General features: G+C 69.1%; 23 protein-coding genes. 10 read left to right on the top strand and 13 right to left on the bottom strand.

Going from position 1 to position 19725, the window contains the following annotated elements:
• Positions 1–3: 3 nt before the first annotated feature.
• A complete protein-coding gene (locus tag QSK35_RS10095) occupies positions 4–222 on the bottom strand; it encodes a biotin/lipoyl-binding carrier protein (protein ID WP_285744547.1) in 219 nt (72 codons plus the stop codon).
• A gap of 58 nt (positions 223–280) precedes the next feature.
• On the opposite strand from QSK35_RS10095, the gene QSK35_RS42825 reads away from it, so the two are divergent.
• Complete coding sequence (locus QSK35_RS42825) at positions 281–355, top strand: 50S ribosomal protein bL37 (protein ID WP_096498094.1); 75 nt, start codon at positions 281–283, stop codon at positions 353–355.
• Positions 356–393: 38 nt separating this feature from the next.
• On the opposite strand, the gene rsrA is transcribed toward QSK35_RS42825, so the two are convergent.
• Together rsrA and QSK35_RS10085 are read right to left on the bottom strand one after the other, a co-directional pair.
• Positions 394–657: a mycothiol system anti-sigma-R factor gene (gene rsrA, locus QSK35_RS10090; protein WP_285744545.1), complete on the bottom strand. Its 264-nt coding sequence runs from the start codon at positions 655–657 to the stop codon at positions 394–396.
• Positions 654–1283, bottom strand: a complete 630-nt coding sequence (locus QSK35_RS10085) for a sigma-70 family RNA polymerase sigma factor (protein ID WP_502881641.1) — start codon at positions 1281–1283, stop codon at positions 654–656. The genes rsrA and QSK35_RS10085 overlap by 4 nt, the downstream gene beginning before the upstream one ends.
• 88 nt (positions 1284–1371) lie before the next feature.
• On the opposite strand from QSK35_RS10085, the gene ybaK reads away from it, so the two are divergent.
• A complete protein-coding gene (gene ybaK, locus QSK35_RS10080; RefSeq protein WP_285744543.1) occupies positions 1372–1848 on the top strand; it encodes a Cys-tRNA(Pro) deacylase in 477 nt (158 codons plus the stop codon).
• Here ybaK and QSK35_RS10075 read toward each other — a convergent pair.
• Genes QSK35_RS10075 through QSK35_RS10065 form a run of 3 tightly spaced genes read right to left on the bottom strand, consistent with a single transcriptional unit; the run spans position 1838 to position 5026 of the window.
• Complete coding sequence (locus QSK35_RS10075; protein WP_285744541.1) at positions 1838–3628, bottom strand: discoidin domain-containing protein; 1791 nt, start codon at positions 3626–3628, stop codon at positions 1838–1840. The two genes, ybaK and QSK35_RS10075, sit on opposite strands and share 11 nt — an antisense overlap.
• 58 nt (positions 3629–3686) lie before the next feature.
• On the bottom strand, positions 3687–4298 hold the full coding sequence (locus QSK35_RS10070) for an alpha/beta hydrolase family protein (protein ID WP_285744539.1): 612 nt from the start codon (positions 4296–4298) through the stop codon (positions 3687–3689).
• Positions 4295–5026: an SOS response-associated peptidase gene (locus QSK35_RS10065; RefSeq protein ID WP_285744537.1), complete on the bottom strand. Its 732-nt coding sequence runs from the start codon at positions 5024–5026 to the stop codon at positions 4295–4297. The genes QSK35_RS10070 and QSK35_RS10065 overlap by 4 nt, the downstream gene beginning before the upstream one ends.
• Before the next feature lie 86 nt (positions 5027–5112).
• On the opposite strand from QSK35_RS10065, the gene aroA reads away from it, so the two are divergent.
• The 5 genes from aroA to QSK35_RS10040 are packed head-to-tail and all read left to right on the top strand — an operon-like array spanning position 5113 to position 9302.
• Positions 5113–6372 (top strand): 3-phosphoshikimate 1-carboxyvinyltransferase, encoded by a 1260-nt coding sequence (gene aroA / locus QSK35_RS10060; protein WP_285744535.1) that lies wholly within the window; start codon positions 5113–5115, stop codon positions 6370–6372.
• Position 6373: 1 nt separating this feature from the next.
• Entirely contained in the window at positions 6374–7369 is a 996-nt protein-coding gene (gene rsgA / locus QSK35_RS10055; RefSeq protein ID WP_285744533.1) for a ribosome small subunit-dependent GTPase A, read from the top strand.
• Positions 7370–7389: 20 nt separating this feature from the next.
• Positions 7390–7938: a DUF3558 family protein gene (locus QSK35_RS10050; RefSeq protein WP_285744531.1), complete on the top strand. Its 549-nt coding sequence runs from the start codon at positions 7390–7392 to the stop codon at positions 7936–7938.
• Between the two features lie 49 nt (positions 7939–7987).
• A complete protein-coding gene (locus QSK35_RS10045; protein WP_285744529.1) occupies positions 7988–8536 on the top strand; it encodes a DUF3558 family protein in 549 nt (182 codons plus the stop codon).
• A 25-nt stretch (positions 8537–8561) separates the two neighbouring features.
• Positions 8562–9302: an NAD-dependent epimerase/dehydratase family protein gene (locus QSK35_RS10040; protein WP_285744527.1), complete on the top strand. Its 741-nt coding sequence runs from the start codon at positions 8562–8564 to the stop codon at positions 9300–9302.
• Here the strand turns inward: QSK35_RS10040 and pruA are convergent.
• Complete coding sequence (gene pruA / locus QSK35_RS10035) at positions 9299–10927, bottom strand: L-glutamate gamma-semialdehyde dehydrogenase (protein WP_285744525.1); 1629 nt, start codon at positions 10925–10927, stop codon at positions 9299–9301. The two genes, QSK35_RS10040 and pruA, sit on opposite strands and share 4 nt — an antisense overlap.
• A gap of 36 nt (positions 10928–10963) precedes the next feature.
• Between pruA and QSK35_RS10030 the strand changes: the two genes are divergently transcribed.
• Positions 10964–11350 carry a VOC family protein gene (locus QSK35_RS10030; protein ID WP_285744523.1) on the top strand — a complete coding sequence of 129 codons (387 nt, stop codon included), beginning with the start codon at positions 10964–10966 and terminating at the stop codon, positions 11348–11350.
• 62 nt (positions 11351–11412) lie between these two features.
• Here the strand turns inward: QSK35_RS10030 and QSK35_RS10025 are convergent, their stop codons facing one another.
• Genes QSK35_RS10025 through QSK35_RS10015 form a run of 3 tightly spaced genes read right to left on the bottom strand, consistent with a single transcriptional unit; the run spans position 11413 to position 13961 of the window.
• Entirely contained in the window at positions 11413–11904 is a 492-nt protein-coding gene (locus QSK35_RS10025) for a DUF6912 family protein (RefSeq protein ID WP_285744521.1), read from the bottom strand.
• A complete protein-coding gene (locus tag QSK35_RS10020; protein ID WP_285744519.1) occupies positions 11901–13289 on the bottom strand; it encodes a WS/DGAT/MGAT family O-acyltransferase in 1389 nt (462 codons plus the stop codon). The genes QSK35_RS10025 and QSK35_RS10020 overlap by 4 nt, the downstream gene beginning before the upstream one ends.
• A 9-nt stretch (positions 13290–13298) precedes the next feature.
• A complete protein-coding gene (locus QSK35_RS10015) occupies positions 13299–13961 on the bottom strand; it encodes a phosphotransferase (protein ID WP_285744517.1) in 663 nt (220 codons plus the stop codon).
• Positions 13962–14025: 64 nt separating this feature from the next.
• Here QSK35_RS10015 and QSK35_RS10010 point away from each other — a divergent pair, with 64 nt between their 5' ends.
• Entirely contained in the window at positions 14026–14775 is a 750-nt protein-coding gene (locus QSK35_RS10010) for a TrmH family RNA methyltransferase (protein WP_502881638.1), read from the top strand.
• Here the strand turns inward: QSK35_RS10010 and QSK35_RS10005 are convergent.
• Positions 14762–15064, bottom strand: coding sequence for a hypothetical protein (locus QSK35_RS10005; protein WP_285744515.1), 303 nt, complete (start codon positions 15062–15064; stop codon positions 14762–14764). The two genes, QSK35_RS10010 and QSK35_RS10005, sit on opposite strands and share 14 nt — an antisense overlap.
• An 85-nt stretch (positions 15065–15149) precedes the next feature.
• Positions 15150–15560, bottom strand: coding sequence for an HAD-IA family hydrolase (locus QSK35_RS10000; protein ID WP_285744513.1), 411 nt, complete (start codon positions 15558–15560; stop codon positions 15150–15152).
• A 67-nt stretch (positions 15561–15627) separates the two neighbouring features.
• Between QSK35_RS10000 and QSK35_RS09995 the strand changes: the two genes are divergently transcribed.
• On the top strand, positions 15628–16014 hold the full coding sequence (locus QSK35_RS09995; protein ID WP_285744511.1) for an Rv3235 family protein: 387 nt from the start codon (positions 15628–15630) through the stop codon (positions 16012–16014).
• 384 nt (positions 16015–16398) lie between these two features.
• Here QSK35_RS09995 and secA read toward each other — a convergent pair whose 3' ends face one another.
• Entirely contained in the window at positions 16399–19266 is a 2868-nt protein-coding gene (secA, locus tag QSK35_RS09990; RefSeq protein WP_285744510.1) for a preprotein translocase subunit SecA, read from the bottom strand.
• Positions 19267–19725: the final 459 nt, after the last annotated feature.

Genomic DNA, 19725 nt, shown 5'->3' with positions numbered 1-19725 from the left:
GTGTTACTCCTCCACGACCGCGATGACATCGCCTTCCTGCACGACATCGCCCTCATGCACCTTCAACTCGACGAGGGTCCCCGCGAACTCCGAGCGCACGGGGATCTCCATCTTCATCGACTCGAGGATGACGAGGTCGGTGTCCAGGGTGATGGTGTCACCTTCGTGGGCGACAACACGCATGACGCTGCCGACGATATCGGCGCAGACCTGCTTGGACATCTGCGGAGCCCTCCGTGTCACACTGGGGGTTGAGCAGTTCAATCCCAAGGAGATACCGATGTCGAAGCGTGCCCGCAAGCGCCGCGACCGCAAGAAGGGCGGCGCGAACCACGGGAAGCGCCCCAACGCGTGATAAAAGGCCTGGTCACCGCGGTGACCAGGCCTTTTGTTTCAGCTTGTTTCGGTTTTGATCTCCACGATCGTGGCTCTGATCCGCGCCTTGAGGTTCTCCGGCGCGTGCTCGCCGCCGCACTTGCGGGCGAGCAGGGCCTTCAGGTGCTCCTCGAGCCCGAACTGCTCCAGGCACGGGTGGCACTCGTCGAGGTGCGTCTGGAGCGCCTCACGCCGTTTCGCGTCGCACTCGTGGTCCAGGAAGAGCCAGACCTCGGAGAGGACCTCGGAGCAGTCGGTCTCGTGGGGTTCGCCGCAGTTCATGACGACGCCTCCGAGCCGTTGTTCCGCAGGAAGCCGCGCTCACGCGCGGTGTCGGCGAGCTGGTCGCGAAGCTGGCGGCGGCCCCGGTGCAACCGGGACATCACGGTGCCGATCGGGGTGCCCATGATGTCTGCGATCTCCTTGTAGGCGAAGCCTTCGACATCGGCCAGGTAGACCGCGATCCGGAACTCCTCCGGCAGTCGCTGCAATGCTTCCTTGACGTCGGTGTCGGGCAGGTTGTCCATGGCCTCGACCTCGGCGCTGCGCAGCCCGGTCGAGGTGTGGCTCTCCGCCTGCGCCAGCTGCCAGTCCGTGATCTCGTCGGTCGGCTGCTGGATCGGCTGGCGCTGCTTCTTGCGGTAGCCGTTGATGTAGGTGTTCGTGAGGATCCGGTACAGCCACGCCTTGAGGTTCGTGCCCTCCGAGAAGGAGTCGAACGCCGCGTAGGCCTTGAGGTACGTCTCCTGCACGAGGTCTTCGGCGTCCGCGGGGTTGCGCGTCATGCGCAGGGCAGCCGAGTAGAGCTGGTCGAGCATCGGCATGGCGTCGCGCTCGAATCGCGCGGCGCGCTCAGCCGACGTTTCAGTACGGGTGGCGGGCACCGCGCTCCCTTCCCACCGGATCAGGGTCGCGTCCGAGGATACGCGGGGCCGCTCGAGCAACGTTGTCACCACGTGGCTTTCCAACAGCGGCACGGTGGTACACATTCCCACCATGGCCGGACGTGGGACGCCCGCCACAGCTCTGCTGGACAAGCAGCGCGTGGCGCACACCTTGCACGCTTACGAGCACGACCCTCGGCACGAGTCCTACGGCCTCGAAGCGGCCTCGGCTCTCGGGCTTGCCCCGGAACGGGTGTTCAAAACCCTCGTGGCCGAAGTGGACGGAGCCCTCGCGGTCGGCGTCGTGCCCGTGACCGGCCAGCTGGACCTCAAGGGACTCGCGGCCGCGTTGAAGGGCAAGAAGGCTCGAATGGCCGAGGTGGCCGCCGCCGAGCGCGCCACCGGGTACGTCGCGGGCGGGATCTCGCCGCTCGGTCAGAAGAAGCGGTTGCCCCTGGTGATCGACGCCTCGGCCCAGGGTTTCGAGACGGTGTTCTGCAGTGCCGGCCGGCGCGGCCTCGAAGTCGAGATCGCGCCGGCCGACCTGATCCGGCTCACCAACGCCGTGGTGGCGCCGATCAGCACCTAGGTGCGATCGCCTTCACCTCCGCGAGGGCGATCTTGCCCGCGGCGCCGTTCTGCAGACTTCCGACGGACAGGCGCAGGTACCGCGTGCTGACCGGGTCGAACGAGATCGTCTGGCTGCCGCGCTGGTTGGCCAGCTGACCAGCGGCGACCTGCGTCCAGGTCACGCCGTCGGACGAGGCCGACAGCGTGTAGTCCTTGATCCGGGTGCTCGCGGTGATCTTGCTCTCCTCGGGCTGCACGACCCGCAGTCCGGCAACCTTCCGCGCCTGAGCCATGTCCACGGTGAACGCGCTGTCGGCCGACCGGAACACGGTGTTGTAGTCGCCGTCGACCGCCGCCGAAGCCGGCCAGCCCGTGGTGGGCAGCGCGCGGTTGCGGAACGTCTGCACCTTCAGGACCGTCGACGCCTCGGTGAGCGCCCCGTCCCACGACGGCACGTCGACGGTCAGCTTCCCGTTCGCCTGCTTGAACGGCAGGAAGCGGCCCGTCTTCAGGTCACGCACGAACAGCACGTCGTAGCCGGAGTCGGGCACGACCAGCTGCTTGCCCGAAGGCGGGGTGAGCACGTGCAGGTAGTGGGTGTTGCGCCCGCGGAACGTCGTCACGCCGTATGCGCCGTCGTTCCAGTAACCGGGGTCGAAGCCACCGAACGCGTAGCCGCCCCCACGCACGCCGACGAGCGACTCGGACGCCCAGGACATGTACTTGTCCATCTGCGCGACCATGCCCTCGGGCGCGGGCGGCAGGCCGCCGCTCATGTCGTTGCCGATGCCCCAGCCGGGCACCCAGCCGTTCGCGATCGACACGATCGGCTTCTTCAGGTGGAACGCGTACTGCTGAGGTGTCCACGCCGCGGTGTCGGAGTGGCGGTACCACCAGCCGAGCGTCTCGAAGGCGCTCTCGAACCGGTACGGACCGGTCGCGTGCTGCGTGGTGATGTCGTAGTCGGGTTCCTTGCGGTCCAGGCAGGACGCGCAGTCCTCCATCGCGGGCACGTCCTCGCCCTCGACGGCGACGCCGCTGCCGTTGTTCTTGATGGTCACCGCGCCTGGCAGCCGTGAATGGATGTGGTTGAACACCTCGACCGCGGCCTGGCCCTCGGCGCCGGAGGCGCCCCAGCCGTCGAACCAGAAGCCCGCGACCTTCGGGTAGCGCGTGATGATCTCGTCGATGACGTCCTTGGCGTAGTGGCGCTTCCAGTCGACGCGCCTGCGGATGTCGATGGACGGGTCGCCCTTGTAGGCCTGGTAGCCGCGGACGTCCAGCCAGCCGGTGTCGCCGTACGGCAGCCACGCGGGCGGCGGTGCCTGCTGGTCGTTGCGGTTGTCGTTCCACCACAACGGGTCGCCGGTGATGTAGACGACGACCTTGATGCCCTGGCGGTCCGCGGCGGCGATGAGCTCACCGAGGAAGTCGCGCTTGGTGGCGACGCTGCCCGGCACGCCGGAGGGCCAGATCTTGACGTAGCCGAGCCGGCTGTGGAGCGAGGCGATGGTGATGTACGACGCCCGCATGCGCTTGGCGACGTTCACCATCCGGTCGGCGCTCCAACCGGCGGTCTCCGCGGCGCGCTCGAACTCCTCGGCGTTGCGGTAGACGTAGTTCGAGCCCTCGACCCGGTCCGCGGGGCGGCCGGTGCCGAGACCCCAGTGCGGGAACCAGCCGATCGACGCCTTCGAGAACCAGGTGGGCTCAGCCGCCGACACCGAAGGAACCGGCACAGCCACCAGCATCAGCAGGGCGGCCAGCAGACATCGGATCTTCGCAGGGTGTGAGATCACTCTCACAGTGTCGAATCAGGGGATTTGCCGTGTCAAGAAACGTTCAGATCCGATGACTTTAGTCGAGCGGGCGCAGCACGCGGTCCAGCCACTCGCCCACGGCCCGGCCGACGTCGCCGACCGACTTCTTCAGCGAGTGGTCGCCTTCGAGCAGCACGATCTCGCGGTGGTGCGCCGGTTCCGGCCGGCCGAACGGGTCCGTCTCGCCCTGCACGACCAGCGTCGCGACCTCGACCTCGTCGAGCTCCGGCATCCGCGACTTCTCCGGCTTGCCCGGCGGGTGCACCGGGAACGCGAGGCACAGCACCGCGACGGCCTGGCCCTCCGACGCGGTCCGGCACGCCACGCGCGCACCTGAAGAGCGGCCGCCGAACACCAGCGGCAGGCCGTCGAACCAGCGTTCGCCCAGGTCGTCGACGACCGCCAGCCACGCCGCGTCCAGCTGCTTGGCCGGAGCCGGCGCGCGGCGGCCGGCCACGCGGTAGGGCTGTTCGACCAGCGCGACGTGCACGCCGACCGCGTTGGCCGCGTGACAGGCCGCGACCAGGTCGGGCGCCTCGATGCCGCCGCCCGCGCCGTGACCGAGCAGCAGCGCGGCGCGCGGCTCGTGGGCGCAGTGGAGCTCGGCCCGAGCCGGGCCGTGTGGCGTCTCGACCAGGATCTTGGTCACGACAGCTCGAACAACGTCGGGGCGGGCTTCTCGTCCTCGGCCAGTCCGACGCGCTTCATCAGGGACGGGTCGTTGTTCTTCACGCTGTTCACCGCCGTCGACACCGGGCGCAGCTCCAGCGCGTCGACCAGCGACGGCTCGGAGGCCAGCAGCTTCGACGGGTCGGTGTTCGCCGGGTCCAGCCAGTCCGACCACCGGTCGTGCGGCAGCAGCAACGGCATCCGGTGGTGCACCTCGGTCATCGCGCCGATCGCGTCCGTGGTCAGCACCGCGCACGTCACGGTCGGCACGTCGTCCTTCCACCACACCGACCAGATGCCCGCCATCGCGAGCGACGCGCCGTCGCCGAGAGTGATGAAGTACGGCTGTTTGCGGCCCTCACCGGGCTGCCACTCGTACCAGCCGTCGGCGGGCAGGATGCACCGCCGTTTGATCGCGGACTGCTTGTACGCGGGCTTCTCCAGCACGCTCTCGGCCCGCGCGTTGATCATCTTGGCGGCGCCGGACAGGTCCTTGGCCCAGTGCGGCACCAGGCCCCAGCGCATCACCCGGATGCTGCGCTCGACGTCCTCTTCCTCAGAAGGTTTGCGCTCGACCACGGCGAGGACGTGCTTCGTGGGAGCGATGTTGTAGTCGGCTCCCGGCGCCTCGTCGCCGGTCCCGTCCACCGCGTCGAACTCGGCCGCCAGCAGGGCCGGGTCCTTGGTGGAGGCGTACCTACCGCACAAAACCGATCACCTCCGAAGTTGTCATCGTCGCACGTCGGCAAGGCCGGTGCGAGCCACCCTCCGGCCGATGCGGGATCATTCGGGGCATGACTGTGCAGTGGTCCGCCCCCAGTGCGGCCGGCCCCGTCCACGCGACGGTACCCGTGCCGGGTTCGAAGTCGATCACCAACCGCGTGCTGGTGCTCGCGTCGCTCGCCGATGGACCGTCCACGGTGCACGCGCCGTTGCGCAGCCGCGACACCGTGTTGATGGCCGGTGCGCTCGCGTCGCTCGGGGTGTCGGTCGAAGACGGACCGGACGGCAGCTGGCACGTCCAGCCCGGCCCGTTGCGCGGCCCGGTGGACGTCGACTGCGGGCTCGCCGGCACGGTCATGCGCTTCCTGCCGCCGCTGGCCGCACTCGCGTCGGGCGAGATCCGGTTCGACGGCGACCCGCACGCGCGCACCCGCCCGATGGGCACAGTGCTCGGCGCCCTGCGCGCGCTCGGCGTGGACGTCGACGGCGACGCCTTGCCGTTCACCTTGCGCGGCAAGGGTTCCGTGCCCGGCGGCGAGGTGACGATCGACGCCTCCGGCTCGTCGCAGTTCGTGTCCGGACTGCTGCTCTCCGGCGCCCGGTTCGAGAACGGCGTGACCGTGCGGCACGTCGGCGCGCCCGTGCCTTCGTTGCCGCACATCGACATGACGGTCGACGTTCTGCGCTCGGTCGGCGTCACGGTCGAGACATCGCCAGATGTGTGGCGCGTGCTGCCGGGTCCGATCGCCTCGCGTGAGTGGCACGTCGAGCCGGACCTGTCGAACGCGACGGTGTTCCTCGCGGCGGCCGCGGCGACCGGCGGCGAGGTGACGATCCCCGGCTGGCCCGCGCACACCACGCAGGCCGGCGACGCGGTGCGTTCGATCCTGGAACGCATGGGTTGCACGGTGTCGTTGTCGGAGCAGGGTTTGACCGTGCGCGGCCCGGACCGTCTGTCCGGTGTGGACATCGACCTGCACGACGAGAGCGAGCTGACGCCGACCGTGTGCGCGCTGGCGGCACTGGCCGACGGCCCGTCGCGTGTTCGCGGCGTGGCACACATCCGCGGCCACGAGACGGACCGCATCGCCGCGCTGGTGAACGAGATCAACGGCCTGGGCGGTGCCGCGACGGAGACCGACGACGGCCTGATCATCGACCCGAAGCCGTTGCGCGGCGGGGTGTGGAAGGCCTACGCCGACCACCGCATGGCGACGGCGGGCGCGATCATCGGCCTGGTGGTGCCGGGTGTCGCGGTCGACGACATCGGCAGCACGACCAAGACCATTCCGGACTTCCCAGGGATGTGGACGAAGATGCTGGGGAACTGACGTGGCCCGGCGCGACTGGCGCAAGCTCGACGAGACCGACGTCCGGGTGCGCCCCGGCAAGGGCAGCAGGCCGCGCAGCAAGCGCCGTCCCGAGCACGCCGACGCATCGACGGCCATGGTCATCGGAGTGGACCGGGGCCGCTGGACGTGCGCGCTCGACTCGGACGTGGTCGTCACCGCCATGCGGGCCCGCGAACTGGGCCGCACGCCGGTCGTGGTCGGCGACCGGGTCGGCCTGGTCGGCGACACGTCCGGCGCGCCGGACACGCTGGCCCGCATCGTCCGCGTCGAGGAACGCTCGTCCGTGCTGCGCCGCACCGCGGACGACACGGACCCCTTCGAACGCGTCGTCGTCGCCAACGCCGCCACCCTGGTGATCGTCACCGCGCTCGCGGATCCCCAGCCGCGCACGGGTTTCATCGACCGCTGCCTGGTCGCCGCCTACGCGGGTGGCCTGGAACCGTTGCTGTGCCTGACGAAGTCGGACCTGGCCTCCCCCGACGACCTGCTCGCGCTGTACACCGAGCTGGACGTCCCGGTCGTCGTGACGCGGTTCGACGAGGAGCCCCGCGAGCTGGAGTCCCGCCTCAACGGCCGCGTCTCCGCGCTCATCGGCCACTCGGGGGTCGGTAAGTCCACGCTGGTCAACAAGCTGGTGCCGGACGCCAACCGCGCGGTCGGCGTCGTGTCCGGCGTCGGCAAGGGGCGCCACACGTCCACGCAGGCCGTGGCGTTGCGGCTGCCCGCGGGCGGCTGGGCGATCGACACGCCGGGCATCCGCTCGTTCGGCCTGGCGCACATCACGCCGGACGACATCGTGAAGGCGTTCCCGGACTTCGCCGAGGCGGCCGAGGAGTGTCCGTCCGGGTGCGGTCACCTGGGTGCGCCGGAGGATCCGGACTGCATGCTCGACGAGGTGACCACGTCCGCCGGGCGCCTGGCGTCGTTGCGGCGGCTGCTGTCGTCGCGAGCGGGATTGGACGAGCACCCGGACTGACTCGGCTAGTTTCCTCAGGCATGAGGGCTCGACTGGGGATTCTTCTGCTCACACTCACCGCGTGCACCACGAGCACGCCGGCGTCTCCGCCGTCTTCACCGACGACGCAGCCGACCGCACGGACGACGACCGCACGAGTCGCGAAACCGAGAGCGATGATCGACCCGTGTGAGGTGTTGAAGGCCGACGACTTCGCGACCATCGGCCCGCTCACCACCGCCCCGAAGTCGGAACAGGGCAAAAGCACGCCATGCAACTATGACGTCCAGAACAGCAATCCTGCGGGCGTGCTGGACGTTCGCGTCGAGTTCGGACCGACGTTCCGCGAGTGGATCGAGCTGTATGCGAAGGTCAACGGAGACGTTGAAGAGGTCGATTTCGAGGGACACTCCTCGTTCTCCGGCTGTCCGACCTCCGATCAAGGAATGGCCTGTCTCCGCGTCATCGCCGTGTCCGCGCAGTACACGATGAACATCATTGTGGGCCAGCCTGGAGCCAACGAGAGTCAACTGGCGGCATTCAGCGACCAGCTGGCGCACCGGGCGCTGGGCAACCTGCCTCCTGCCTGACTTCGCCAAAACGACGGGGTGACGCGGGCGGTGACCGCACACTCGTCCGGTGATCTCTCGCCTGCTGCCGTTGCTGCTGCTGGCCGCCTGCACGGCGACCCCTCCGGTGGCGTCCACGCCGGCCACCACGTCCGCTACCCCGGCGACCACCACGGCGCGGATCGACACCCCGCGCAACGTGAAGGACATCGACGCCTGCAAGCTCCTCACCGCCGAGGACGTGCGGAGCGTCGGTCCGTTCTACCGGGAGCCGGCCGATAATCCGGATGGGCAGCCGCCGGCATTCAAGAGCTGCCGATACGCCGTCGACGACGGTTCCGAGGAACTCGTCACGGTCTATGTCCAGGTGATCCCGAGGAAGTACAAGGACGTGGTCTTCGGCGAGCCGAAGGGATCTGAAGAGATCGTCGACGGGCACTCGGTCTGGTCGTCGTGCGAGCCCAACGACAGGGAGTTGTGGTGCATGTCCACCGCGGCGGTGACCGAGAAGAACGTGCTGCGGGTGTCGGTACGGCAGCCGAAGGCATCGGCGCAACGCGTTCAGCAGCTGGCGAAGGAGTGGCTGCCGAAGACGTTGCGGCGCCTGCCTGTCACATAGTTCGGCGCTGCGTCGTCTCCACGGCATGAAGGTTTACGTGATCGGTGCTACCGGTGTCCTGGGCCGCGAGGCCGTGCCGCAGCTGCGCGCGCTCGGCCACGAGGTGGGCCTGCTGGACCGGCGCACGACGAGCATGTTCGACGAGCAGGCCTTGACGGCCGCGCTCACCGGCTACGACGCCGTGATCAACCTGGCGACGCGCATCCCGTTGAGCCTGAAGGGCCTGACCGCCAAGGGCTGGGCGGAGAACGACCGCATCCGCACATCGGGCAGCGCCGCTGTCGCGCGAGCGGCCGAAGCCGCGGGCGTGCGGGTCGTCGTCCAGGAGGGCATCTCGTTCGTCTACGCCGACGGCGGCGACCGCGAGCTCGACGAGACGGCCCCGGTCGACGCGATCGCGCAGACGAGGAGCTCCATGGTGGCGCAGGAGAACGTGCTGCGGCACCCCGGCGGGATCTTCCTGCGCATCGGCCTGCTGCAGGGCGGTGATGCGGCCAAGGCGCCGTTCCTAGTCGGGAACGGCTGGGTGTCCGCCGTGCATCCGGCCGACGCGGCCGCGGCCGCCATCGCGGTGCTGGACGCCCCGCCGGGCATCTACAACGTGGGCGCGGATCCGGTGTTGAAGAAGGACATGCCGCTCAGGCGGCTGCCGCAGGTGTTCGCGCGGTTCGCCGGCGTGTTCGGGCGTTCGCAACGCGTCGTGACGCACAAGCTGACCGAGGCCACCGGCTGGCGGCCCCGGTACGCGGCGACGGAGTTGTACTAACCCATGTGCGGATAGGTGTGGTCGGTCGGCGGGACCAGCGTTTCCTTGACCGACCGCGGGCTGACCCACCGCTGCAGGTTGAAGATCGCGCCGGCCTTGTCGTTCGTCCCCGACCCGCGCGACCCGCCGAACGGCTGCTGCCCCACGACCGCGCCGGTGGGCTTGTCGTTGACGTAGAAGTTCCCGGCGGCGAACCGCAGGGCCTTCTGCGCGGTGGCCACGGCGGACCGGTCACGCGCGAACACGGCGCCGGTCAGCGCGTAGGGCGTCGAGTTGTCGACGGTCTCGAGGATCGACGTGAAGTCGTTGTCCTCGTAGACGTGCACGGACAGGATCGGCCCGAAGAACTCGGTCGTGAAGATCTCGTGGTGCGGGTCGGTGCCGAGCAGGACCGTGGGATCGACGAAGTATCCGGTGGAGTCGTCACACGTGCCGCCCGCCAGCACCTCGACGGACGTGGACGCGCTCGCCATCAGCATGGCGCCCTTGTGCTTCTCGAACGCCCGCGCGTCGATCACCGCGCCGCCGAAGTTGGAGAAGTCCCTGACGTCGCCGAACGACAGGGACTTCGTGACGTCCAGCAGGTGCTCACGCACGCCGCCTTCCCATAGCGACCGTGCGACGTACGCGCGGGACGCGGCGGAGCACTTCTGGCCCTGGTACTCGAAAGCGCCGCGCACCAGCCCGGTCACCAACGCCGCGGGATCGGCGGAGGCGTGGGCCACGACGAAGTCCTTGCCGCCGGTCTCGCCGACGATGCGCGGGTAGGCGCGGTAGTGGTCGAGGTTCGACGCCATGGTCTGCCACAGCGTCTTGAACGTGCGCGTGGAGCCGGTGAAGTGCAGACCGGCGAAGAACCGGTCCGTCAAAGCGACCTCGGAGACGGCGTGGCCGTCGCCCGTCACCATGTTGATCACGCCGGGCGGCAGGCCGGCCGTTTCGAGCAGGCGCATCGTGTAGTGCGCGGCGAGCTGCTGGGTGGGTGAGGGCTTCCAGACGACGGTGTTGCCCATCAACGCGGGCGCGAGGGGCAGGTTGCCCGCGATGGCGGTGAAGTTGAACGGCGTGATCGCCACGACGAAACCGTCCAGCGGGCGGTAGTCCAGGCGGTTCCACACGCCCGGCGAGGAGATCGGCTGTTCCTCGATCACGCGGCGGGCGAACGCGACGTTGAACCGCATGAAGTCGATCAGCTCGCAGGCCGAGTCGATCTCGGCCTGCTGCGCGGACTTCGACTGACCGAGGATGGTGGCGGCGTTCAACGTGTCGCGCCACGGCCCGGCCAGCAGGTCGGCGGCTCTGAGGACGACGGCCGCACGGTCGTCGAATGACAGGTCCTGCCAGGCCGGTGCCGCGTGCTGGGCGGCCCGCAGCGCGGCGGCGACGTCGGAGGTCGTGGCCTGGGCGGTGGTGCCGAGGACGTGGTGGCGGTCGTGCGGCTGGACGACGGTGATCTCGTCACCGCCCGCCATGCGCTCGGTGCCGCCGATCGTGGACGTGAGCTCGTGCCGGATGTCCGCCAGCTCAGCGATGCGCCGCTGGAGCGATGCGCGTTCCGCGCTGCCCGGTGCATACGTGCGCACCGGCTCGTTGACCGGTTCGGGTACAGACGTTACGGCGTCCATTCCCTCATGGTGGCACGCGCCACTATGGTCTGTCGGATGGCGCAGGTGACCGGAATCGGAGGCATCTTCCTTCGTTCCAGGGACCCCGCTCGCCTCGCCGCCTGGTATCGCGACAATCTCGGTGTGCCGATGAGCGACCGGGGCACGGTGACGTTCCACTGGGCCGACCACGCGACGCACGAGAACCCCGGCACGACCACGATGGCGTTGTTCGCCAACGACACCGACTACATCGGTGAACCCGACCAGCGCGCGATGCTCAACTTCCGGGTCGACGACCTGGCCGCGTTGCTGTCGAAGCTGAAGGCGCGCGGCGTCGAGGTGCTGCCGGAGCACGAGGACTCCGAGTTCGGGCGGTTCGGCTGGTGCGTGGACCCGGAGGGCAACCGCATCGAGCTCTGGGAGCCCGCCGAGGGCATGTAGCGCGTTGCTATGGGGGGAGCTTTCCAAGCGGTCAGCGCTTTGGAAAGCTCCCCCCATAGCACTCACATGAGTTCGAGTACGAACGCGAGTTCTTGGGGTGCGTACCAGGCCAGCTCGTGGTCCTCGGCGCTGCCGAGCGTGAACTCCGCGTCCGGGTCACCGAGATCCGCCGCGTCGATGACGTCCGCGGCCGCGCGCACATCCTCCTCGGCCTCGGCCGTGTCGAGGTGCACGGACGCGATCTGCTTGAGCGTCACGGGTCCGCTGACCTTCACGACCGAGTGGTCGAGGTCGGGCCGCAGGTCCACGTTCTCGAAGTCGGCGGCGATGACCGCGCGCCGTGGCTCGGACTTCTCGTCGGCCGCGAGCAGCCGCAGCGACGCACGCGCGGCGTCGAGCATGGCCGCGTACTCGAGCTCCTCGGTGTCGCCGGCGGCGTAGGACTCGCGCAGGGCCGGGGTGAGCGCGAACGCGGTGCCGCCCAGCGGGGCGAGCTCGCCGGTGCCGACGAGGTCGCGCAGCATGGCGACGGTGGCCGGGATGTAGACCCTCATGACGCCGCCGTTCCCATCAGTTCCTCCACCGACTCCTCGACCATGGCCGCGAGAACGTCCACATCGGACATGGCGTCGCGGTCGCCGTTCAGCCCGAAGTAAACACCGCCGTCGTAGGAAGTGACACCGATCGAGAGCGCCTGTCCCTTGGCGAGCGGCACCACGGGGAAGATCTCGACCATCTTCGCCCCTGCGGCGTACAGCGGCACCTGCGGGCCCGGCACGTTCGTGACGATCACGTTGAACAGGCGGCGCGAGAACGAGCTGGCGGCCCGCGCGCCGAGTGCGTGCAACGTCGGCGGCGCGAAGCCGGAGACCCGCACCAGCGCGTCCGCGGCGACGGCCTGGCCGGACTCCTTGTGCCCGCGCATGGCGTGGCTGACGTGGTGGAGCCGCACGACCGGGTTCGGCTCGCCGACCGGGAGATCGACCAGGTAGGCGGAGACGTTGTTGCCCGAGTCCGGGTCCGCCTCGCGCACCGACAACGGCGACATCGCCCGGATCGTGGTGCCGCCGGTGACGACCTCGCCCCTGGACAGCAGCCAGTTGCGCAGCGCGCCGGACAACGCGGCGAGCACGACATCGTTGACCGTGCCGCCGTGCGTCTTGCGGACCGCGCGCAGGTCGTCGAGCTTCGCGCGCGCCACGGCGAAGCGGCGCTGCGTGGAGATGCGGACGTTGAGCGGGCTGCCCGGCGCGGGCGTCACGGCCGTGCGCAACGCCGACGCGACGCCGCCCAGCGCGCTGAACACCTTCTCGACCGTCGCGACCGTGTCGAGCGCGGCGCTGCGGACGTTCTCGATGATCACGCCGGGCCGCTGCACGGCCTCGGTGACCGCGTCCGCGATGAGCTGCAGGCCGCTCGGCTCCGGCTGCGGCATCCAGAGGTTCTCGACCGACCCGCGTGGCGACGGCGACACGTCCAGCATGACCTGGCCGATCTCCAGCGCGGCGATGCCGTCCACCACGGCCTGGTGCGTCTTGGTGATCACTGCGGCCTGGTCGTCGGCGAGGCCCTCGACGAGGTAGATCTCCCACAGCGGCCGGTGGTGGTCCAGCGGCCGGGACATCAGGCGCGCGACGAGGTCGTGCAGCTGCGAGTCGTTGCCCGGCTTGGGCAACGCGCTGCGCCGCACGTGATAGGTGACGTCGAAGTCCGGGTCGTCCACCCAGACTGGCCGCGCGATGCGGCCGGGCACGTGCACGACCTTCTGCCGGTAGCGCGGCACGAGCGACAGGCGTTGCTCGATCAGGCTGACGAGCTTGTCGTAGTCGAAGCCCGACTTGGGCCTGCGGAAGACCGCGACGCCACCGACGTGCATCGGCGTCGTGGAGTCCTCCAGGTAAAGGAACGAGGCGTCCAGCGCTGACAGTCGGTCCGGCATGCCCCCACCCTATCGGCGATGCAGGGCTACCAGCTTTCGCAGCGCGTCTCGCTCGGCTTCATCGCGCACGTGGCGCGCCAAGCGGATCTCCGCGGCCTCCGGGAGCGCTTCCTGCACGTCCCCGCACTCGGCGAGGAACGACTTGAGGAACCGCCACCGCGCCAGCCTGCGCGACGGCCTCAGCCTCGCGACGGCCATGCTCAGCCAGCTCAGCGCCACGTCGACCTTGCGGTCGCCCTTCATGGCGTTGGCCCAGTCGAGCACGACCGGTCCGTCCGGCCCGAGCACCACGTTGCCGGGGTGCAGGTCGAGGTGCAGCAGCTTTCCGCTGCCGCTGAGGAAGTCCGGTGCCCGCACCTCGTCGAGCCGCTGGTGCAGCTGCGCGAGGTCGCGGCCGAGTGCGCCGGCCCGCCACGGATGCGCGCCGACCTCCTCGGACATGCGCGGTCCGGGCACGTACTCCATGACCAACTCGTCCGCTGTGACGTCGTGCACGCGCGGCACCGGCACGCCGTGGCGGCTCAGGTACCGCATCAGCGCCGCCTCCTGCCGCAGGTCACGGCCGGTGCGGGTGCGCTTGACCAGCAACCCGTCCGGGCGCAGGTAGACGTCCGACTCACGGCCGCTGGCGAGATGTTGACCATGCGCGACGCTGCGCATACGGGAGGTCATGTGACGATCATCATGGTTGACAGCCCGAAAGCAAGCCCCAATCGGGTACGAGACACTGATCGGCGTGGAAATCTCGCCGAAGGACCGCTTCGTCACCGTCTACGGCCGCAAGCCCGTGCTCGAGGCGCTGGACGACCCCGCGCTCGAGGTCGACAAGGTGGTGCTGGCGGACACCGCCCGCGGGTCGGCCGCGCGCGAGATCCTCGACGCCGCGCGCCACCGCGGCGTGCAGGTGCAGCGGGCGACCGCGCAGCGGGTGAAGGTGCTCGCGGGCAACGGCAAGCAGGACCAGGGCGTGCTGGCCGACGTCGTCGCGCCGCGGATGCGCCCACTGGAGCTCGGGCTGCGCGACAACCCGCGTTCGGTGCTCGTACTGGACGGCATCACGACGCCCGCGAACGTCGGGATGATCCTGCGCACCGCGACGGCCGCCGGGATCGAGGGAATCGTGGTGCCGCGCCGCGGTGTCGCGTCGATCGACCCGCTCGTGGTCAAGGCGTCGGCCGGGGTGGCGTTCCGAGCGCCCGTGCTGCGCTGTGCCACCGCGGCCGACGCCGCCTCTTCCCTGCGCACGGCGGGTTACCCGCTTTTCGCATTGGACTCCCACGCGCGCAATTCTGTTTTCAGCGCTTCTTTCGGTTCGCGAGCCGCATTCGTGCTCGGCAGCGAAACCTCCGGAATCACCGACGACGTACGCCCGCACATCACCGAATGGCTTTCCATTCCGATGGCGGCGAGCGTCGAGTCGTTGAACGTGGCCTCAGCGGCCGCCGTGCTGTGTTTCGAACTGGTGCGGCGGGCTACAACCAGTTGATGTGATACCCGTCGACCCAGGAGGAGCCGAGAATGCCTGACGGGCACACGGCCTCTGAGGCCTTGCGGTTGGTGCGCCCGATGCTGCCGTACTCGTCCCACGCCGTGAGGCTGGTGCGGCAGTGGGCGACCACCTGGAACGACGAAGGGCGACCGTGATCACTGCAGTAGACCGAGATGGTCCGGCCATCCCGGTACTCCTCGAAACATCCGTGCTGCACGGCCGAGGCGGGCACGGCGATTGCCGTCGCGGCAATGGCCAGCACAAAACCAGCGACGAGTCTTCGCATTTCATCCCCTATGTTTTCGGCTACCGGCGGGGTTTAAACTACTGATGCAGCCGAATGACCGGCAATTAACCGGAGCGGTGAACCGTTAATCGCGGAGAGCGATGGCTAGCAGGATCTCGAGTTCCTCGAGGGTGGATCGTGTCGACCGATGGTGGACACCGACCATGCCGGCGCGGGCGGCGCCCCGGACGTTCACCGCGAGGTCGTCGACGAAGACGCATTCCTCGGGTTTCAGGTTCATCCGGCGCGCGGTGATCAAATAGATCTCCTCGTCCGGCTTCGCGATGCCCACCGAGCCGGACGTGATCGTGACGTCGACCAGCGGGCTCCACTCCATCGGCGGCGCCCACCAGCCGTCCGCGTTGGACAGCACCGCCGTGCGCAGCCCGTGCTTCTTGGCCTTGCGCAGCGCCGTGACCAGGGGCGGCTCCACCGCCCCGTCCTCGCCGTGGTCGGTGAGCACGCCGCCGTAGTCGAGCACCAGTCCTCGCAGCACCCCGTGAACCTATCGGGTGAATCCGGTCCCGATTCCGCCGGTCGCCGCTCGTTCTCGCATGTCCCCAGTGATCAGACGGCTGGCGGCCTACGAGCCGCCGGTCGGGATCACCGCTCCGGTGATCCCTCGCCCCAGATGGGTTCCGCCGCCGGAACCCCCGCCACCGCCGCTCGACGCGCACCGCCTGGTCCGGTTCGCCCTGGAAGTGCTCGACGGACGCAGACCCGTCGGACAGTTGTCCGGGATGGCCCGGCCGCCGGTGATGGGGCGGCTGCGCTCGCGGACGCGGATCCGGTCGACCCGGTTGTTACGCCTCCGGGTGTCGCATCCGGCGCGGCTGGTCGCCGAGCTCACCGCGACCGTGCGGCGGGACGACCGCGTGCTCGCCGTCGCCGCGCGGGCGGAGTGGCGTGGTGGGAGGTGGTGGCTGGTCGAGTTCGACGTCCTCGAATGACGGCACCGGAACTGTCGGTGCCCCCGGCTACGCTCGGATCCGGGAGTCCGTGCTCCGTCCGTTCCAGGGCTGAGCACCCCCGGAGCCGAGCCTAGTGAGCGGGTCTGACAGTCCGATGCCTCGTGAGTGGTTGGAGGTGCTGAGACCCCTCCAACCACTCAGGAGCCTGAAACAGGCAACCACACCCTCAGTACAGCCAACGGCCCACTCACGAGCCCTGAACAGCCAACGACCCACCCCTGGGCGTGAACAGCCAACGGCCACTCACGAGCCCTGAAAGGCCGATGGCCCACTCACGAGCCCTGAACAGCCAACGACCCACTCCTGGGCGTGAACACGAACGGCCCCCTCGGTGCGTCACCGAGGGGGCCGTTCGACGTCCGGCTAGCGGCTGCGGCGCTGGTTCTTCGCCTGCTGGCGCTGCGCGGCGCGGCGTTCCTTGCGCGTGCCGCCCTGCCCGCCGTCCTCGGAGGCGTCGCCGTGCTGCTCGACGCCGCCGCCCTCGGCGGGACCGCTGTAGTTCAGGCTCTGCTGGCCGGGTCCACCAAGACCCTTGCCGCGCAGGGCCGGCGGGATGGCGTTGCCCTGCAGCTGGGCCATGGCCGGTCCGGCCGCGACCTCGGGCTGCTGCTGACGCTGCTGCTGCGCGGCCGCCGCGGCACGGGCCCGCGAGCGGGATCCGGAGTTGACCTTCGGCAGCGTCTGCGGCGTCTGGGCCAGCAGGACCGGCACCTCGGGCTCGGGCGTGGGCTCCGGCTCGGCCGCCTCGACCTGCAGGTTGAACAGGAAGCCGACGACCTCTTCCTTCAACGCCTCGGTCATGGCGTTGAACATGTCGAAGCCCTCGCGCTGGTACTCGATAAGGGGGTCGCGCTGCGCCATCGCGCGCAGGCCGATGCCCTCCTTCAAGTAGTCCATCTCGTAGAGGTGCTCGCGCCACTTGCGGTCCAGGACGGACAGCAGCACGCGGCGCTCCAGCTCGCGCATCGCGCCCTCGCCGACGCGGCCGTTGATGTCCGCCTCACGCGCCTGGTAGGCCTTCAGGGCGTCCTCGACCAGCACCTCGGTGAGGTACTCGCGGGTGACGTCCTCGTCGCTCTCCACGACGTCCTTCCAGTCCACGCTGACCGGGTAGAGCGTCTTCAGCGCGGTCCAGAGCTTCTCGAAGTCCCAGTCCTCGGCGTAACCGTCGGAGGTCGCGCCCGCGACGTACTCGGTGACGACGCTCTCGATCATGTGCTCGACCTGCTCCCGCAGGTCCTCGCCGGCGAGCACGCGGTGGCGCTCGTCGTAGATGACCGTGCGCTGGCGGTTCATGACCTCGTCGTACTTGAGGACGTTCTTGCGGATCTCGAAGTTCTGCTGCTCGACCTGCGTCTGCGCGCTGCGGATGGCCCGCGTGACCATCTTGTGCTCGATCGGCACGTCGTCCGGCACGTTGAGACGGTTCATGACCATCTCGACCATGGACGCGTTGAACCGGCGCATCAGCTCGTCCTGCAGCGACAGGTAGAACCGCGACTCACCGGGGTCGCCCTGACGACCGGTGCGGCCGCGCAGCTGGTTGTCGATGCGACGCGACTCGTGGCGCTCGGTGCCGAGAACGTAGAGGCCGCCCGCGGCGCGCACCTCGTCGCCCTCGGCCTTGAGCTCGGGCTTCAGCTCCTCGGTGAGCTTCTTCCACGCGGCCTCGTACTCCTCCGGCGTCTCCACCGGGTCGAGCCCCTGCTCGCGCAGCTCGTGGTCCGCGATGATGTCCGGGTTGCCGCCGAGCACGATGTCGGTACCACGACCGGCCATGTTCGTAGCGACGGTGACAGCACCCTTGCGCCCGGCCTTCGCGATGATCAACGCCTCGCGCTCGTGGTGCTTCGCGTTCAACACCTCATGCGGAACGCCGCGCCGCACCAGCAGCTTCGAGAGGTACTCGGACCGCTCGACGCTCGTCGTACCGACGAGGACCGGCTGCCCCTTCTCGTGCTTCTCCTGGATGTCGTCCGCGACGGCCTCGAACTTCGCCTCTTCGCTCTTGTAGACCAGGTCGGGCTGGTCCTTGCGCTGCGCCGGGCGGTTCGTCGGAATGGGAACCACACCGAGCTTGTAGGTCTGGTGGAACTCGGCCGCCTCGGTCTCGGCGGTACCGGTCATGCCACCGAGCTTGGCGTAGAGCCGGAAGTAGTTCTGCAGCGTGATCGTGGCGAGAGTCTGGTTCTCAGCCTTGATCTCGACGCCTTCCTTGGCCTCGATCGCCTGGTGCATACCCTCGTTGTAACGACGCCCGGCGAGCACGCGGCCGGTGAACTCGTCAACGATCATGACCTCGCCGTTGCGGACGATGTAGTCCTTGTCCTTGGCGAAGAGCTCCTTGGCCTTGAGCGCGTTGTTGAGGTACCCGACGAGCGGCGTGTTGGCGGCCTCGTAGAGGTTCTCGATGCCGAGCTGGTCCTCGATGAACGCAACGCCCTGCTCGGACACACCGATCGTGCGCTTGCGCTCGTCCACCTCGTAGTGCGTGTCCCGCTTCATCCGCGGCGCGAGGCGCGCGAACTCGACGTACCACCGCGCCGACTGCTCGGCGGGCCCAGAAATGATCAGCGGCGTGCGCGCCTCGTCAATGAGAATCGAGTCGACCTCGTCGACGATCGCGAAGTTGTGCCCACGCTGCACGCACTCGTCCAGGCTCCACGCCATGTTGTCGCGCAGGTAGTCGAAGCCGAACTCGTTGTTCGTGCCGTAGGTGATGTCCGCGTGATAGGCCTCGCGCCGCTGCACGGGCGTCATCTCGGACAGGATCGCGCCGACCTTCAGCCCGAGGAAGCGGTGGATACGACCCATCCACTCCGCGTCGCGCTTGGCCAGGTAGTCGTTGGTCGTGACGACGTGCACGCCGTCGCCGGACAACGCGTTGAGGTACACCGGCATGACCGAGGTCAGCGTCTTACCTTCACCGGTGCGCATCTCGGCGATCTGCCCGAGGTGCAACGCCGCGCCACCCATGAGCTGAACCGGGTACGGCTTCTGCCCGAGCACGCGCCAGGCCGCCTCCCGCGCCACGGCGAACGCCTCGGGCAGCAGCTCGTCGAGGCTCTCGCCGTCGGCGTAGCGCTTCTTGAACTCTTCGGTCTTGGCGCGCAGCTCGGCGTCGGTGAGGTCGGTTACCTCGGGCTCGAGGTCTTTGATGTGGTCTGCGATCTTGCTCAGGCGCCTGAGCATCTTGCCCTCGCCGGCGCGGAGCAGTCGGGACAGCACCATCTCGGTTTGACCTCATTACCTCATCGCGACGCGCCCACCACGGGCGCCTTTCCCCTGCCCATCGTAGGCAAGTCGCCAAGGTGTGCGCACAGACACAGGCACATTGCGGCGCGTAGCCACACATGCCCAGGTCAGACGCCTTTCGCGCGCCCTCTCGCACCTCGGTCCCGCCTACCAGAACGCAGGAGCCCCGCCAAGGGTTCCGCCCCCACACGACGCGCGAAGCGCGAGCCACGGGAACGTACAGCTCGGGGGCCGGGAACGCACGACTCGCGACGCGAAGCGAGCAACCACCTACGGAACCGCCAGGCAAGCCGCGCGCCAGCGCACAAAACCACCAGGTGGTGGGCCCCTCCCGTCGCATCGCAGGCGAAGCCCTGCCGCATCCGAGACCCCAGGTCAAGCACGCTTTTCGCTTGACCTGGGGTCTCGGATGCGGCTGCCTCAGGTGCGATGCGA

The organism is Lentzea sp. NBRC 105346 (assembly GCF_030269605.1).
Classification (GTDB): Bacteria; Actinomycetota; Actinomycetes; order Mycobacteriales; family Pseudonocardiaceae; genus Lentzea.
This window is presented reverse-complemented; position numbering and strand designations above follow the sequence as displayed.

Excerpts from the sequence above, each read along its gene's own strand:
- QSK35_RS10095 (WP_285744547.1), bottom strand. The coding sequence starts at position 222 with ATGTCCAAGCAGGTCTGCGCCGATATCGTCGGCAGCGTCATGCGTGTT.
- rsrA (WP_285744545.1), bottom strand. The coding sequence starts at position 657 with ATGAACTGCGGCGAACCCCACGAGACCGACTGCTCCGAGGTCCTCTCC.
- ybaK (WP_285744543.1), top strand. The coding sequence starts at position 1,372 with ATGGCCGGACGTGGGACGCCCGCCACAGCTCTGCTGGACAAGCAGCGC.
- aroA (WP_285744535.1), top strand. The coding sequence starts at position 5,113 with ATGACTGTGCAGTGGTCCGCCCCCAGTGCGGCCGGCCCCGTCCACGCG.
- QSK35_RS10050 (WP_285744531.1), top strand. The coding sequence starts at position 7,390 with ATGAGGGCTCGACTGGGGATTCTTCTGCTCACACTCACCGCGTGCACC.
- QSK35_RS10040 (WP_285744527.1), top strand. The coding sequence starts at position 8,562 with ATGAAGGTTTACGTGATCGGTGCTACCGGTGTCCTGGGCCGCGAGGCC.
- pruA (WP_285744525.1), bottom strand. The coding sequence starts at position 10,927 with ATGGACGCCGTAACGTCTGTACCCGAACCGGTCAACGAGCCGGTGCGC.
- QSK35_RS10030 (WP_285744523.1), top strand. The coding sequence starts at position 10,964 with ATGGCGCAGGTGACCGGAATCGGAGGCATCTTCCTTCGTTCCAGGGAC.
- QSK35_RS10025 (WP_285744521.1), bottom strand. The coding sequence starts at position 11,904 with ATGAGGGTCTACATCCCGGCCACCGTCGCCATGCTGCGCGACCTCGTC.
- QSK35_RS10020 (WP_285744519.1), bottom strand. The coding sequence starts at position 13,289 with ATGCCGGACCGACTGTCAGCGCTGGACGCCTCGTTCCTTTACCTGGAG.
- QSK35_RS10015 (WP_285744517.1), bottom strand. The coding sequence starts at position 13,961 with ATGACCTCCCGTATGCGCAGCGTCGCGCATGGTCAACATCTCGCCAGC.
- QSK35_RS10005 (WP_285744515.1), bottom strand. The coding sequence starts at position 15,064 with ATGCGAAGACTCGTCGCTGGTTTTGTGCTGGCCATTGCCGCGACGGCA.
- secA (WP_285744510.1), bottom strand. The coding sequence starts at position 19,266 with ATGGTGCTGTCCCGACTGCTCCGCGCCGGCGAGGGCAAGATGCTCAGG.